Raw genomic sequence first — 13642 nt, 5'->3', positions numbered from 1 at the left:
GCGCCCCGCCCGCCCGGTGGAACGTCGGTGCGGCCCGCACAGGCCCTGCGGTACCCTGACGCCATGCGTGCCGTACGCCTTCTGCTTAGCGAGCCGCGCTGATCAGTCCCGACGGATGAAAGATCCGGTCGGAATCGGCGCGGCGTCCCCTCCTGTGCGAGGGGATTTTTCATTTCGTGGCAGTGCAGTTCGCGGGCAGTGGGCAGAGACGATCGATGGAGCTTCAAGGATCATGAGCGAGATGAATTCGGCTGCCGAGACGGCGGCCCCGCATCGTTACACGGCGGCCATGGCCGCCGACATCGAGGCACGCTGGCAGGACTTCTGGGACGCCGAGGGAACCTACGAGGCTCCGAACCCGACCGGTGACCTGGCGGGTGACGCGGCGATCGCCGCCCGCCCCAAGAAGTTCATCATGGACATGTTCCCGTACCCCTCGGGTGCGGGCCTGCACGTCGGCCACCCGCTGGGCTACATCGCCACCGATGTCTTCGCCCGCCACCAGCGCATGACCGGGCACAACGTGCTGCACACGCTGGGCTTCGACGCCTTCGGCCTGCCGGCCGAGCAGTACGCCGTGCAGACGGGCACGCACCCGCGCGTGTCCACCGAGGCCAACATGGAGAACATGAAGGTCCAGCTGCGCCGGCTGGGCCTGGGCCACGACAAGCGCCGGTCGTTCGCGACGATCGACCCGGAGTACTACAAGTGGACCCAGTGGATCTTCCTGCAGATCTTCAACTCCTGGTACGACGACGAGGCGAAGAAGGCCCGCCCGATCGCCGAACTGGTCGAGCAGTTCGAGAACGGCACCCGTGACATCCCCGGTGCCTCCACGCGCGCGTGGAGCGAGCTGAGCGCCGCCGAGCGCGCCGAGGCCCTGGGCGAGTACCGCCTGGCCTACGCCTCCGACGCGCCGGTCAACTGGTGCCCCGGCCTGGGCACCGTCCTGGCCAACGAGGAGGTCACCGCCGACGGCCGTTCCGAGCGCGGCAACTTCCCCGTCTTCAAGGCCAAGCTGCGCCAGTGGAACATGCGCATCACGGCCTACGCGGACCGCCTGCTGGACGACCTGGACGCGCTGGACTGGCCCGAGGCCATCAAGCTGCAGCAGCGCAACTGGATCGGCCGCTCCGAGGGTGCCCGCGTCGACTTCCAGGTCGGCGAGACCGGCGCGATCACCGTCTTCACCACCCGCCAGGACACCCTGTTCGGCGCCACCTACATGGTCCTGGCCCCGGAGCACGACCTGGTCGAGAAGATCGTCCCGGACGCGTGGCCGGCCGGTACCCACGACGTGTGGACGGGCGGGCACGCCACCCCGGCCGACGCCGTCGCCGCCTACCGCAAGCAGGCCGCCTCCAAGTCCGACGTCGAGCGCCAGGCCGAGGCCAAGGACAAGACCGGTGTCTTCACCGGCGCGTACGCGACCAACCCGGTCAGCGGCGAGCAGGTCCCGGTCTTCATCGCGGACTACGTCCTGATGGGATACGGCACCGGTGCCATCATGGCCGTACCGGCACACGACATCCGCGACTTCGCCTTCGCCCGCGCCTTCGAACTGCCGATGCGCTGCGTCGTCGAGCCGAGCGACGACCGTGGTACCGACCCGTCCACCTGGGACGACGCCTTCGCCTCGTACGAGGCGAAGCTGGTCAACTCCGCGAACGACGAGATCTCCCTGGACGGCCTGGGCGTCGTGGAGGCCAAGGCGAAGATCACCGCCTGGCTGGCCGACCGCGGTATCGGCGAGGGCACCGTCAACTTCCGTCTGCGCGACTGGCTGTTCAGCCGTCAGCGCTACTGGGGCGAGCCCTTCCCGATCGTCTACGACGAGGACGGCATCGCGCACTCGCTGCCCGAGTCGATGCTGCCGCTGGAGCTGCCCGAGGTCGACGACTACTCGCCGCGCACCTTCGACCCGGACGACGCCGACACCCAGCCCGAGACGCCCCTGTCCCGCAACGAGGACTGGGTCAACGTCACGCTGGACCTGGGCGACGGACCGAAAAAGTACCGCCGCGAGACCAACACCATGCCCAACTGGGCCGGTTCCTGCTGGTACGAGCTGCGCTACCTTGACCCGAACAACTCCGAGAAGCTGGTCGACCCGGCGATCGAGCAGTACTGGATGGGCCCCCGTGAGGGCATGCCCACCGGCGGCGTCGACCTGTACGTCGGTGGTGCCGAGCACGCCGTACTGCACCTGCTGTACGCGCGGTTCTGGTCCAAGGTGCTGTTCGACCTGGGTCACGTCTCCTCGGCCGAGCCGTTCCACAAGCTGTACAACCAGGGCATGATCCAGGCCTTCGTCTACCGGGACGCCCGCGGCATCGCCGTGCCGGCGGCCGAGGTGGAGGAGCGTGACGGCGGCTTCTGGTACGAGGGCGAGAAGGTCAGCCGCGTTCTGGGCAAGATGGGCAAGTCCCTGAAGAACGCCGTCACGCCGGACGAGATCTGTGCCGAGTTCGGCGCCGACACCCTGCGTCTGTACGAGATGGCGATGGGTCCGCTGGACGTCTCCCGCCCGTGGGACACGCGCGCGGTGGTCGGCCAGTACCGGCTGCTGCAGCGGCTGTGGCGCAACATCGTCGACGAGTCGACCGGCGAGGCGACCGTCGTCGACACCGAGGACGCCGACATCGACACGGCCACGCTGCGCGCGCTGCACAAGGCGATCGACGGTGTCTCGCAGGACATGGCGGCCATGCGCTTCAACACCGCCATCGCCAAGGTCACCGAGCTGAACAACCACCTGACCAAGGTGGGCGGCCCGGTCTCCCGGTCGGTCGCCGAACGACTGGTCCTGCTGGTCGCTCCGCTGGCGCCGCACATCGCCGAGGAGCTGTGGCGCAAGCTGGGCCACAGCGACTCGGTCGTCCACCAGGACTTCCCGGTCGCCGACCCGGCATACGTCGTGGACGAGACCGTGACCTGCGTCGTGCAGATCAAGGGCAAGGTCAAGGCCCGCCTGGAGGTCTCCCCGACGATCACGGACGCGGAGCTGGAGGCGCTGGCGCTGGGTGACGCGAACGTGGTCGCGGCACTGGGCGGGGCCGAGATCCGCAAGGTGATCGTGCGCGCGCCGAAGCTGGTCAACATCGTCGCCTGACAGCCGCACCGGCACGGCATGGGGGCTTTCCCCTACGGGCAGGTTGGGGGTTCCAGGGGAACCACCAGCCTGCCCGTTCCGTTTACCGTGGAAGAACGACAGCCGAGGGAACTCGACCCACGCCGGAGGGGCGCACATGGAAGCCGCGATTGTGATCATGGCGCTGCTCTTCTTCGCCTTCGTGGCGCTGGGGGTCTACGCGACCGTGAAGGCGGTCAAGGCCGCCAAGCGCGGCGTCGACCGCACGATCCACCAGGCCAGGCGTACCGTCGAGGACACCACGCTGCGCGCCAAGAGCTTCGGGCAGGGCGGGGTCGGCGGTGAACTGGCCCAGCTGCGGCTCTCCCTGCGCACCTCGATGCGCGCCACGCAGGACGCCCTGCAGGCCGGGGTCGCCGAGGACGCCTCGCTGAAGGAGTCCCTCGACCTCTTCCAGCGGCTCACCGCCCACGGCCGCGAACTGGACGAGGACCTCAGGCGCCTGGAGCGCGAGCCCGACCGGGCGAGGGTCGCCGGGCAGCTCACGGACCTGCGGGAGCGCACGGAGCGGATCACGCACTCGGCGGACTCGCTGCGCTGGGCGGCCAGGGACCGGGCGCGCCGGTTCGCGGAGGACGACCTGACCTCGCTGAGCGCCCAGATCGACCTGGAGGCGGGCGCGCTGCGCCACTGGTCGGGGGCGGCCGCCCAGGACCCGGCCTCGGACGACTTCTCCTGGCCCGACGCGGGCGCCGCCGCGCCGGGAGACGAGCGCGGACAGGTGTGGCCCGGCGAGGCCGACGGCCGGGCGTCCGCGTCCGCCGAGGCGGACGGAGCGAACGCGGGCGAGCGCCCGGACACGGCGGCCCCCGGACAGCAGCCGCCGCAGGCGATCACGGCACGCGATCCGCGCCGGACCGCCTATCCGTGGGAGAAGACGGCGCGCCCCGAGACCACGAACTGACCTCCGGCCGACGTCGCTGAACGCGCCGAGGCCACAGAACGCGCCGACCTTACGGAACGCGCTGACGTGACGGGGCGCGCCGAGGCTGCGGAACGCGCCGACGTCGCTGAACGCGGGGCCGGGCTGCCGTGGGGCCGCCCCGGCGGGTAACCTCCCGCTCATGTCCCGGCATGTCGCGATCGTCACTGATTCCACGGCCTACCTGCCACCCCAGACGATGGAGCGGCACGGCATCACCGCGGTCCCGCTCACCGTCGTCATCGGCGACAGAGCGCTGGAGGAGGGGACCGAGATCTCGGCCCGTTCGCTGGCCCAGGCGCTCCAGAGGCGGCGGCCGGTGACCACGTCGCGGCCGAGCCCCGAGGTCTTCGCGGCGACCTACCGCGCGGCGGCCGAGGCCGGGGCACGCGGGATCGTCTCGCTGCACCTCTCCGGCGAGTTCTCGGGGACGTACGACGCCGCCGTCGTCGCCGCCAAGAACGCCCCCGTGCCGGTCAGGGTGGTCGACACCCGCATGGTGGGGATGGCGCTCGGCTTCTGCGCGCTGGCGGCGGCCGAGGTCGTGGAGGCCGACGGTTCGATCGACGAGGCGGTCGCCGCCGCCGAGAAGCGGGCCGCCGGTACCTCCGCCTTCTTCTACGTCGACACGCTGGACTACCTCCGTCGTGGAGGCCGGATCGGACCCGCGCAGGCTCTGCTCGGCTCCGCGCTCGCGGTGAAGCCACTGCTCCAGCTCGACGGGGGCCGGATCGAGTTGCGCGAGAAGGTGCGGACGGCGTCGAAGGCGATCGCCCGGCTCGAGGAGATCGCGGTGGAACGGGCGGGCACCGGAGCCGTCGACATCGCCGTGCACCATCTCTCCGCCCCCGAGCGGGCCGCCGTGCTGGCCGACCGCCTGCGGGAGCGGGTTCCGGGGATGGAGGAGTTGCAGGTCAGCGAAGTGGGAGCGGTGATCGGGGCGCACACGGGTCCCGGGCTTCTGGCCGTCGTCGTGTCGCCCCGCTGACGTTCACATCCCTCGTGTGAGTGACGGGTTTTTCCACAACTGGGTATCCGTCCACGGAAATCGAAGCGTCTCAGCGGATTCGGACGGATGTGCCTACCGTCCTGTCCATGGCTCTTCGCACACATCTCGCATCCCGTCCGCCGACGCGTGACTCCGCGCGTCACGTCAGTCGCCCTGCCGCGTCCAGCGGTCCCGGCCGCGCGCCCGGATCGGACGGGCGCATCCGCGTCCGTCGGCGCGGTTCGCCTCCAGCCAGGCCGCGAGGCCGGGGGCGGGGGAGAAGGGCGGTCATGGTGAACGGCGCCGCCGTACGGCGACGGGGGGAGGCGCTGTTCCCCGACGCGGCCCGGCCCGTCGGGTCGTCGCCGCCCTCGTCGGAGTGGGGCGTGGCGGAGGCCGTCGCGCCACCGGGCCACCCGCAGGAGACGGCGGCCGCCGGGCGGTGGGAGCGGCTGCGGCTCGCGCTGAGCGAGCGGTTACCGGTGTGGGTCCAGTCCCGGTGCGGCCTCGAACCGCGGACGCTGGCCGCGCTCGCCGTGGTGCTCGTCGTGGCCGCCGGCTTCGCCGGTCGGTACTTCTGGGCCGGGCGACCGGAGGCCGTCAGGGCGCCGGAGATCGTGCGGGAGGCTCCGATGCCGGAGAGCGAGGCGTCCCCCGTGGTCTCGGCAGGGCCGACGAGCGCGGCATCGCCCTCGGGCGTCGTGGTCGACGTGAGTGGCAAGGTGCGACGGCCCGGGGTACTGACCCTGCCGACGGGGTCGCGCGTCGCCGACGCGCTGCGGGCGGCCGGCGGAGTCCGTCCGGGGACGGACCTCACCGGGCTCAACCGCGCCCGGATCCTCATGGACGGAGAACAGGTCGCCGTCGGAGTGCCGGCGGCGGCGGTCGTGGGTGGCGGCGCGGGCGTGGGCACGGGGACGGGCCCCGCTGCGGGCACGCGGGCGGCTCCGCTGAGCCTCAACGTGGCGACGGTTGAGCAGCTCGACACCCTGCCAGGGGTCGGGCCGGTACTGGCCCAGCACATCGTCGACCACCGTACGGAGCACGGCGGGTTCCGGTCGGTCGCCGAGCTGCGCGAGGTCAACGGCATCGGAGACGCGATATGTCTACGGTAACCTATCAACATGACTCCTTCAAGGGCCGCGATCCTCGTCCGGATCAGCGATGACAAGGCCGGCGACGCCAAGGGTGTGGCCCGGCAGGAGGCCGACTGCCGCAGCCTGGCCGAGCGCCTCGGGTGGACAGTCGCGGAGGTCGTCGTGGAGAACGACACATCCGCCTACAAGCGCAAGAGGATCAAACTGCCGGACGGGACCTCCGTCCTGCGCACAGTCCGGCCACGATTCCGGTACGTCCTCGACGGACTGGCGTCGGGCGAATTCGACGGACTCATCGCCTACGACCTCGACCGCGTTGCGCGCGACCTGAGGGACCTGGAAGACCTCGTTGACGTGGTGCAGTCCAGTCACCCGCACATCCCCGTGGAGAGCGTCTCGGGGTCGCTGCGTCTGGCGAACACGAGCGACATCGCGATGGCCCGGGTGATGACCGTACTCGCCAACAAGTCGAGCAGCGATACAGGCCGCCGCGTCGCGCGCAAGCACGAGGAGCTTGCGGCCGCCGGCAAGCCCGGCGGTGGTGGCTTCCGTGGCTACGGGTACGACCGGAGCAACCTGGAGATCGTGCCCGAGGAGGCCGAGATCGTCCGGGAGATCGCGCGCCGTATCCTCGCCGACGAGTCCCTGAACGCCATTGCCGCCGACCTCCAGACACGCGCCGTTCCCACGGTGACGGGGGCCGCGTGGAACTCCCGCAGCGTCAAGTCGGTCGTGACCAAGCCCCGGGTGGCCGGCCTGCGCGCGCACCGCGGTGAAGTTGTGGGAAAGGCGGTCTGGCCCGCCATCATCGACACGGCCACATGGGAGGACGTCTGCGCCCGCTTGGCGGGGCGGGTGCGGAACACCGACCTGACGCTTCAGCGGTGGCTCACGGGCGCCCTGGTCTGTTCCCAGTGTGATCGGCCCATGGTCGGATGGCAGGGCAACAACGGTGTTCGCTACTGGTGTGCAACTCCTCGGGGCGGTTGCGGAAAGATTGCAATCAAGGCGGAGACCGTCGAGGCCGAGGTTGAGCGCCAGGTGCTCGAACTGCTGTCCCTGCCCCGGGTCCTGGAGCAGCTCCGAAACGCGGCCACCACAGAGGTGACTGACGACGCGCGCCGTTCCCTCGCGGAGGACGAGCAGCAGCTCAAGGAGCTGGCGGGTATGTGGGCGCGGAAGGAAGTCAGCCTGGCGGAGTACCGGGAGGCCAGGACCGTCGTAGAGGCCCGGGTGAAGGACTCCCGAGCGCTCATCACCTCACGCGCGCCTCGGGTGCTGCGCCGCTTGCTCGCGGGCGATGTGCGGAAGGGCTGGAAGCAGCTCATCCCGGCGGACAAGCGGGAGACCGTGCTCGCGCTGGACGCCCGGTACCGAGTGCTCCCTCACGACCGCTCCAGGGGCAACAAGTTCGACCCCGCCCGCCTGGTCCCGCTCGACTCGGGGGAGGGCTTCTGACGGGCGCACAGGCCCCAAAAACCCACTCTGGCCGGACACCCCATGCGGGTGGCCGGCCAGAGTCGTATCCCAGGGGTCAGTCCTGCGGGGGCGCGCCCCGCTCGCGGCCTACCTCCCGCATGATCTGGGCAACTTCCTCATTCGAGACTTGAGAGAGCGTCTCCTTCAGGTCCTTCATGACGCGCTCCAGATTCGGCGTGGCTTGCAGCGACGGTAGGAAGCGTTCGCTCCAGGACCGGAGACCTGCGGGGCGCGCAGTTCGGGTGAAGTCGATGGCGGCCGTACCGTCGTCCCCTTCCGGTGTCCGAAGCGGGCTCTCACCATCCGCCCAGTCCCAGGCAAGTCGGACCGGCACGGTGCCGACGCCCGTGATCTCGGTGTCACCCTCCACGGTGAAGGGCAGCAGCAGCGCGGATGGATTCACTCCGAAGACAACAGCGAGTGCGACTAGATCGTCGGCGTCAACGCGCCTCTCGCCTCGCTCAATGCGACGCAAGCCCAGCACAGGGATCGGCCGGTCAATGTCGTTCAACCGACCAGCCAGCTCCACATAGGTGAGCTTCTGGCTCTCGCGTAGGCGGGTCACGTTCGCCCGCACTGTCTCGCCGGTTGGTCCCAGAGCCGTCTTCTTCGTCTGTCCCATGGCAACACCTTGGCATCAAAATGATGCGTGCACAAGCTGCACGCGATGCGCTTGACGATCCTTCCGGCGCCATGCAGGATTGAGCGCATGAAGGAACATCTTGATGCTTCTTCGCAGCTTTCTTGCGCTGCCCGGACATCACTCCCGAATCCCGATGAGGTCCCTACGATCACGGTCCCCGTCGCCGCTCGAATCGCTGGCGTAGCCAAGCGGACCGGCTACGCAGCAGCTCAGCGCGGGGAGTGGCCGATCGTCCGAACCGGCCGATCGGTCCGCGTACGTACCCGTGAATTCCTGGCCTACTGCGGATTCCAGGAGTCGCGGTGAGCTCGCCGGCCGCCCGTCAGCAAGTCACGCTCGCTGACCTCTACCGCGACCGCGGCCTGAGCGACACGCAGGTACGCCGCATCGTCGCCCTGCTCCGACTCGCGCAACGCCGTGACGAGAACGGAGACGGCGCCGGGGTTGCCGCCCCGACGCCGCCCAACGAGAGCCCCCAACAGCAAGCCAGCTGAAACGCGAACGGCCGGGGGTTGCCGCCCCCGGCCATCGATTGGAGTCCTCATGTCCCACTCTAAGGCCACCGTTTCCGCGTCCGCCACGGCGCCCACGGGCAAGCTGCCCGCGCTGCTCGGCGGCATCCCCGGCCAGCCGAAGACCCAGCAGCCGGAGTACACCACCTACCAGCTCGCCGGCGAGGAATGCGCCCTCTGCGGCACCGACCGCGCCTACACCGACGGCGAGCGGCTCTACGGCGTCACCCCGGAAGGTCAGCGCCTCATCGCCTGCGCCCCGACCTGCACCCCCAAGGACATCCGCATCGAGGCCGCCGACCTCGACGACGGCGTCGCGCTGATCTTCAAGGAGTTCAGCCAGACGGTCCGCGTCGCCTACGACCCCCGCCACCTCACCGTCGAGCGGGCGCTCAGCATGGCCCAGCACTACATCACCCAGGCGACCGCGTGACCAGCGACCGGCACGACCGCCCCCTCCTGGCCAAGGCCGGGCGGGGGCCCCGCCTGCGCGCCGTACCCGAGCAAGTCACTGCCGACGACATCACCGGCCTCCGCGCCGAAACCCAGGTCGCGGCCCTCGGCGTCGACAGCTGGCCGACCTACGGCACCACGGACTGGCTCAGTCTCAGCCCGAGCGACCCGCGCTGCTACGCGGCCACCCTCGAGGCCGCCGAGCTTCACCGCCTCGCCGAAGCCGAACGGCGCCGCCTCGACTGGCTCATGGACACCGACCCCGAGACGTGGTGGCGCGAAGTCACGGCCGACGCGAACGCCTACGCCGCCACCCGGGGCCACGCCCTCGCCGCCCGGCGCACCGCCGAGGAACGCCGCACCGCCCACGACCGGGCCACCAACCGGCCCCCGCACAAGCTCCAGGCCACCCCCGGCTGGCCACCCATCGCCATCCCCGGCCAGCCCGGCCGCTACCTCACCTTCGGCCAGGAGGCCACAGCGTGACCACCCCGTACGACTCCGCGAGCCTGCCGCCGAGCGACATCCTGGCGGCAGGCCTCGCGGACTTCCCCACGCAGACCGGTGGCGAGCAACACCGCGGACAACTCCGCATGGCTGAACGCTTCGTAGACCAGCACTCCAACGACCTCCGCTACGTCCACGGCATCGGCTGGCACCAGTGGGACGGTGCCCGCTGGAAAGCCGACGAGGAACGCGCCGACATGCAGGCCGCAGTCAACACCGTGAAGGCCGCCATCGGCGCACTGGCCGACCTTGACAAGCCCGAGCGGGACGCCCTGTACCAGGACATCCGCAGGTCCGAATCAGCGTCTGGGCTCGAGGGCATGCTCAGGATCGCCTCGGCCCTCGCACCCATCTCGACCGCCTCGCGAAAGCTCGACGCCGACCCGTACCTGTTCAACACCCCGAGCGGCACCCTCGACCTCGAGACCGGCCAAACCAGGCCCAACGACCGCGCACAACTCATCACGAAGGTGGCCGGCGGCCAGACCGGCGCCCAGGCCTATGCCGAGTGGGAGAAGTTCCTCGCCCGAATCCTCCCCGACGAAGAGGTCCGCGCGTTCGTACAACGGCTCTTCGGCTACGCCATGCTCGGCAAGGTCACCGAGCACGTCATGCCGATCTTCACCGGCTCCGGCGCCAACGGAAAGGGCACCCTCCGCGACGCCATCATGGCGGCCTTCGGCGACTACGCCATCGAGGTAGACCCGGCCATCCTCATGGAGTCCAAGCACGAACGGCACGGCTCCTTCAAGATGCGGCTACGTGGCGCCCGGCTGGTCTTCTGCTCCGAGACGGAGAAGGGCCGCAAGTTCGCTGAGGCAGGCATGAAGCGGCTCGTGGGCGGCGACCAGATCGAGGCGAACCTGATGCACAAGAACCCCATCACGTTCGAGCCGTCCCACACCCTCATCATGCTGACCAACCACTTGCCGGCCGTCTCCGGGGACGACCCAGCAGTCTGGCGACGGATCCTCGTCGTCCCGTTCGACGTCGTCATCCCGCCCGAGGAACGCGACGGCGACCTCCCCGGCCGCCTGAAGGCCGCGTCCAGCGCCGTCCTCACCTGGGTCCACCAGGGGTGGAAGGACTACCAGGACCAGGGCCTGAATCCCCCGGCCGCCGTACGCGCCCGCACCGAGGCGTACCAAGCCGACTCCGACGCCCTCGGCCGCTTCCTCAGCGAGCGCACCATCCAGACGGCCCACGGGTACGTGCGCGCCCGCGAGCTCTACAGCACCTGGTCCAGCTGGTGCCACGACACGGGCATCAAGGCCGAGGAGGTCGGGAGTGAAGTTGCCTTTGCTGCCTCAATGAAGGCCCGTGGCTTCGAGAAGAAGCAGCGCAACATCGGGGCGGTCTGGCTCGGCATGGTGCTCGCTGGTCCGGAGGAGGGCGAAAGCTCGTGACCTGCGGAAGTGGTGGGTTGTGGTGGGTTTCCCGGTTTCTCTCCATGCGCGTACGCGTAGCGAGTTTCGGAAAACCCACCACAACCCACCACCCACCACTTCCGCACGCCGCCCAAGTGGAACCTGACAACGTTGTCCAACCGAACGGAGACCCCTCGTGAACGTCGACGACATCGTGGCCGAGCGCATCGCCGCAGCACGACGCAAAGCGGAGAACAACAAGCGCCGACGCCGCGAGCTTGCCGAAGCCCGACGCCACGGCCTCCCCCGCCGCCACGCACAAAAACTCCGCAACCTCGCCCGCCACCCTGGCGGAGTAGCACAAGAGTTGAACAACCCCGTCCCACCCCCACCCGACGCCGCATAGCCCGACAGGAGGCCCCAGTGACCACAGTTGACCTTTCCGCGCGCGAGAGCGCAATCACGCTGCTTGCCGGCGGCATGAGCAGCAACGACGTCGGCACCACCATCGGCGTCTCCGGGCGCACTGTCCGCCGCTGGCGCCAGGAACCCGACTTCAAGGCCGAGGTCGAAAGCGCACGCCGGGAACTCCTTGCCGAGTCCATCGGTGCCGTAACCAGCGCGCTGCGCCGGTCGATCGCGACGCTCGAGGACCTGATGGGCAACGAGAGCGCGGCGATCCGCGTGAAAGCAGCCGGCGACGTTCTGCGGATGCTGCCCGCACTCGGTACACACGCCGAGCTCGAGGAGCGCCTGGCGGCCCTGGAAGCCCGTCTCGCCGACCCGCCGAAGGAAGGTGGCCGCAGTGGTCTCACGATCGCTTAGCACCCGCCTCGCCGCCCTCGAGGCCCGCTACCGCCCCCCATCCGCCGACGTCCTCGACCGCGCCACCGCCCTCATCGACCGCATGGAACGCGTAGACCCCGGCGGGACCGCCCGCGCGGTCCGCGACATGGGGCTCGCCGCCAAGCTCCCCGGCCTTGTTGCCGAGTCCGAAGCACACGCCCAGCTGCACCGTGCGGGCCTGCCCTGCCCCCTCTGCCCGACCAACTCCACCGAGGAGATCCGATGAAGCCCCGCCGCCGCCGTACCCCCGCACAGCCCGCCCACGCCCCTCAGGCGGCCGTGGATCCCACCCCGGCCCCCACAGCCGCCCCCGACCTCCTGGCCCGCCTCGCGGCCCTGGAGGGCGCTGTGAGCGCCGCCGCCGAAGCGCAGGACCTCACCCCCGCCGGCCGCCACAACGCGAAGGTGCGCAAGGAGCAGGCGCGCACCACCCGCCCCGCCGGGCCCGGCCCCGTGGCGCACTGCCCCCTGTGCGGCACCCGGGAGTCGCCGACGGGATGGCGCCTCGCCGAGGAGACGCGCACCGGCTGGTGCTGCACCGAATGCGCCAACGTCATCGAACCGCCGTACATCCGGGGCGCCCGCCGCATCCCGCACCCCAGCCACGTCACCTCGCTGCTCGCCTCCAGCTTCCTGGGCATCGAGCCGGTCTGGTGGCTGACCACCTTCGGAAGCCGGTACGGCCTCACGTGGCACCTCGCCACCGACCCGACGGCCGGCGCCCGCGGCCAGCAGCTCGCCCCCGGCGCGACTGGCGTCCCGTGGAGCCACGTGAAGGACCTCCCCCACTGGCGGATGCTGGCGCGCCTCGCCGAACGCCGCCTCGCCACCGGCATGGGCGCGCTCCCGCCCGTGGACTGGGGCGCGTACATGGCCGGCCCGGAGACCCGGTGGGTGCGCCGGTACGACCCGAAGCTCGGCTACGCCGGTCCCGAGCCCGTGCAGGTCCCCCGGACCGGCGAGAACCCGAACACTCCCGAGCGCCTGGCGGCCGAAGCCGCCGTCGTGGAGGAGCTGCTGAAGGCCAAGCGCCGCCAGGCCAAGGAAGCCGAGGCCGCCGCCGCCGAGAAGGCACGGCAGGCCGACATCCGCCGCCACTACCGGGAGCACGAAGCGCGCCTCGAGGCGGAGATCCGGGAGCACCGCGCGGCGCTCCGCCGCGACCTGCGCAAGGCCCTCGGGAAGGAGACGGCATGAAACCCCTCTGCCCCTGCCCCGACTGCGCCAGGCGCGCCCTGAAAGCGGCCCGGGTCCCATCCCCGGTCTTCGCCAAGGGCGCCACCTGGGCGGTCCGGGCGCAGACGGAGGCGCGGCGCCGCAGGCTCGTAGACGCTCTGGCCGCCATGGACGGCGTCGTGCGGGCCTGGGAGGCCGTCCAGGCCCGGGAGGCTGCCTGGCGTGCCGTACACGAGGCTGGCTGGCTCGACGACGACCAGGCGTTCGCCGCGCGCCTGGCGCAGCGCCGAGACGAGATGTACGCGGCAGCCGAACGGGGCGACACCGCCTACTTCCGCCGCCTCGACTGACAGACACCGAGCAGCCCGCCACGTCATAGGCACAGGCCCCACCTGACACTTACGTGGCGGGCTGCAGGCTCAGCGGCGCACCCCCACGGCGGCCCTTTCCCATCATCCCACCGGCCACTGACACGGCCGGGGTGCAACAGGGCTGCCGTCG

Annotated in this window: 15 protein-coding genes; 14 read left to right on the top strand and 1 reads right to left on the bottom strand. The window is 70.6% G+C overall.

The window, feature by feature from the left end:
• Positions 1-232 precede the first annotated feature (232 nt).
• From leuS to ACFUJR_RS20810, 5 genes are all read left to right on the top strand, one after another.
• Positions 233-3112, top strand: coding sequence for a leucine--tRNA ligase (leuS, locus tag ACFUJR_RS20830; RefSeq protein WP_383169819.1), 2880 nt, complete (start codon positions 233-235; stop codon positions 3110-3112).
• 136 nt (positions 3113-3248) lie between these two features.
• Entirely contained in the window at positions 3249-4055 is an 807-nt protein-coding gene (locus tag ACFUJR_RS20825; protein WP_383169821.1) for a hypothetical protein, read from the top strand.
• A 160-nt stretch (positions 4056-4215) separates the two neighbouring features.
• Complete coding sequence (locus ACFUJR_RS20820) at positions 4216-5061, top strand: DegV family protein (protein ID WP_383169822.1); 846 nt, start codon at positions 4216-4218, stop codon at positions 5059-5061.
• A gap of 290 nt (positions 5062-5351) precedes the next feature.
• On the top strand, positions 5352-6176 hold the full coding sequence (locus ACFUJR_RS20815; RefSeq protein ID WP_383169824.1) for a helix-hairpin-helix domain-containing protein: 825 nt from the start codon (positions 5352-5354) through the stop codon (positions 6174-6176).
• 9 nt (positions 6177-6185) lie between these two features.
• A complete protein-coding gene (locus tag ACFUJR_RS20810) occupies positions 6186-7616 on the top strand; it encodes a recombinase family protein (RefSeq protein WP_383169826.1) in 1431 nt (476 codons plus the stop codon).
• A 76-nt stretch (positions 7617-7692) separates the two neighbouring features.
• Here the strand turns inward: ACFUJR_RS20810 and ACFUJR_RS20805 are convergent, their stop codons facing one another.
• Entirely contained in the window at positions 7693-8259 is a 567-nt protein-coding gene (locus ACFUJR_RS20805) for a helix-turn-helix domain-containing protein (protein ID WP_383169828.1), read from the bottom strand.
• A 323-nt stretch (positions 8260-8582) separates the two neighbouring features.
• Between ACFUJR_RS20805 and ACFUJR_RS20800 the strand changes: the two genes are divergently transcribed.
• The 9 genes from ACFUJR_RS20800 to ACFUJR_RS20760 all read left to right on the top strand — a co-directional run bounded on the left by ACFUJR_RS20800 (position 8583) and on the right by ACFUJR_RS20760 (position 13491).
• The gene (locus ACFUJR_RS20800) at positions 8583-8774 is read left to right on the top strand and encodes a hypothetical protein (protein ID WP_383169830.1); all 192 of its coding nucleotides are present in this window, start codon (positions 8583-8585) and stop codon (positions 8772-8774) included.
• A gap of 49 nt (positions 8775-8823) precedes the next feature.
• Positions 8824-9225 carry a hypothetical protein gene (locus ACFUJR_RS20795; RefSeq protein ID WP_383169832.1) on the top strand — a complete coding sequence of 134 codons (402 nt, stop codon included), beginning with the start codon at positions 8824-8826 and terminating at the stop codon, positions 9223-9225.
• On the top strand, positions 9222-9731 hold the full coding sequence (locus tag ACFUJR_RS20790) for a hypothetical protein (protein ID WP_383169834.1): 510 nt from the start codon (positions 9222-9224) through the stop codon (positions 9729-9731). Before ACFUJR_RS20795 ends, ACFUJR_RS20790 begins: the two co-directional genes overlap by 4 nt.
• Positions 9728-11158 (top strand): phage/plasmid primase, P4 family, encoded by a 1431-nt coding sequence (locus tag ACFUJR_RS20785; protein WP_383169836.1) that lies wholly within the window; start codon positions 9728-9730, stop codon positions 11156-11158. Before ACFUJR_RS20790 ends, ACFUJR_RS20785 begins: the two co-directional genes overlap by 4 nt.
• Before the next feature lie 157 nt (positions 11159-11315).
• Positions 11316-11525, top strand: coding sequence for a hypothetical protein (locus ACFUJR_RS20780; RefSeq protein WP_383169837.1), 210 nt, complete (start codon positions 11316-11318; stop codon positions 11523-11525).
• Between the two features lie 17 nt (positions 11526-11542).
• Positions 11543-11944 carry a hypothetical protein gene (locus ACFUJR_RS20775; RefSeq protein WP_383169839.1) on the top strand — a complete coding sequence of 134 codons (402 nt, stop codon included), beginning with the start codon at positions 11543-11545 and terminating at the stop codon, positions 11942-11944.
• A complete protein-coding gene (locus tag ACFUJR_RS20770; protein ID WP_383169841.1) occupies positions 11925-12191 on the top strand; it encodes a hypothetical protein in 267 nt (88 codons plus the stop codon). The genes ACFUJR_RS20775 and ACFUJR_RS20770 overlap by 20 nt, the downstream gene beginning before the upstream one ends.
• Positions 12188-13162 carry a hypothetical protein gene (locus ACFUJR_RS20765; protein ID WP_383169843.1) on the top strand — a complete coding sequence of 325 codons (975 nt, stop codon included), beginning with the start codon at positions 12188-12190 and terminating at the stop codon, positions 13160-13162. The genes ACFUJR_RS20770 and ACFUJR_RS20765 overlap by 4 nt, the downstream gene beginning before the upstream one ends.
• The gene (locus ACFUJR_RS20760) at positions 13159-13491 is read left to right on the top strand and encodes a hypothetical protein (RefSeq protein WP_383169845.1); all 333 of its coding nucleotides are present in this window, start codon (positions 13159-13161) and stop codon (positions 13489-13491) included. Before ACFUJR_RS20765 ends, ACFUJR_RS20760 begins: the two co-directional genes overlap by 4 nt.
• Positions 13492-13642 lie beyond the last annotated feature (151 nt).

The organism is Streptomyces sp. NPDC057271, assembly GCF_042668715.1.
GTDB lineage: Bacteria > Actinomycetota > Actinomycetes > Streptomycetales > Streptomycetaceae > Streptomyces.
Note: the sequence above shows the minus strand (reverse complement) of the source record. Positions and strands in the feature narration are given on the sequence as shown.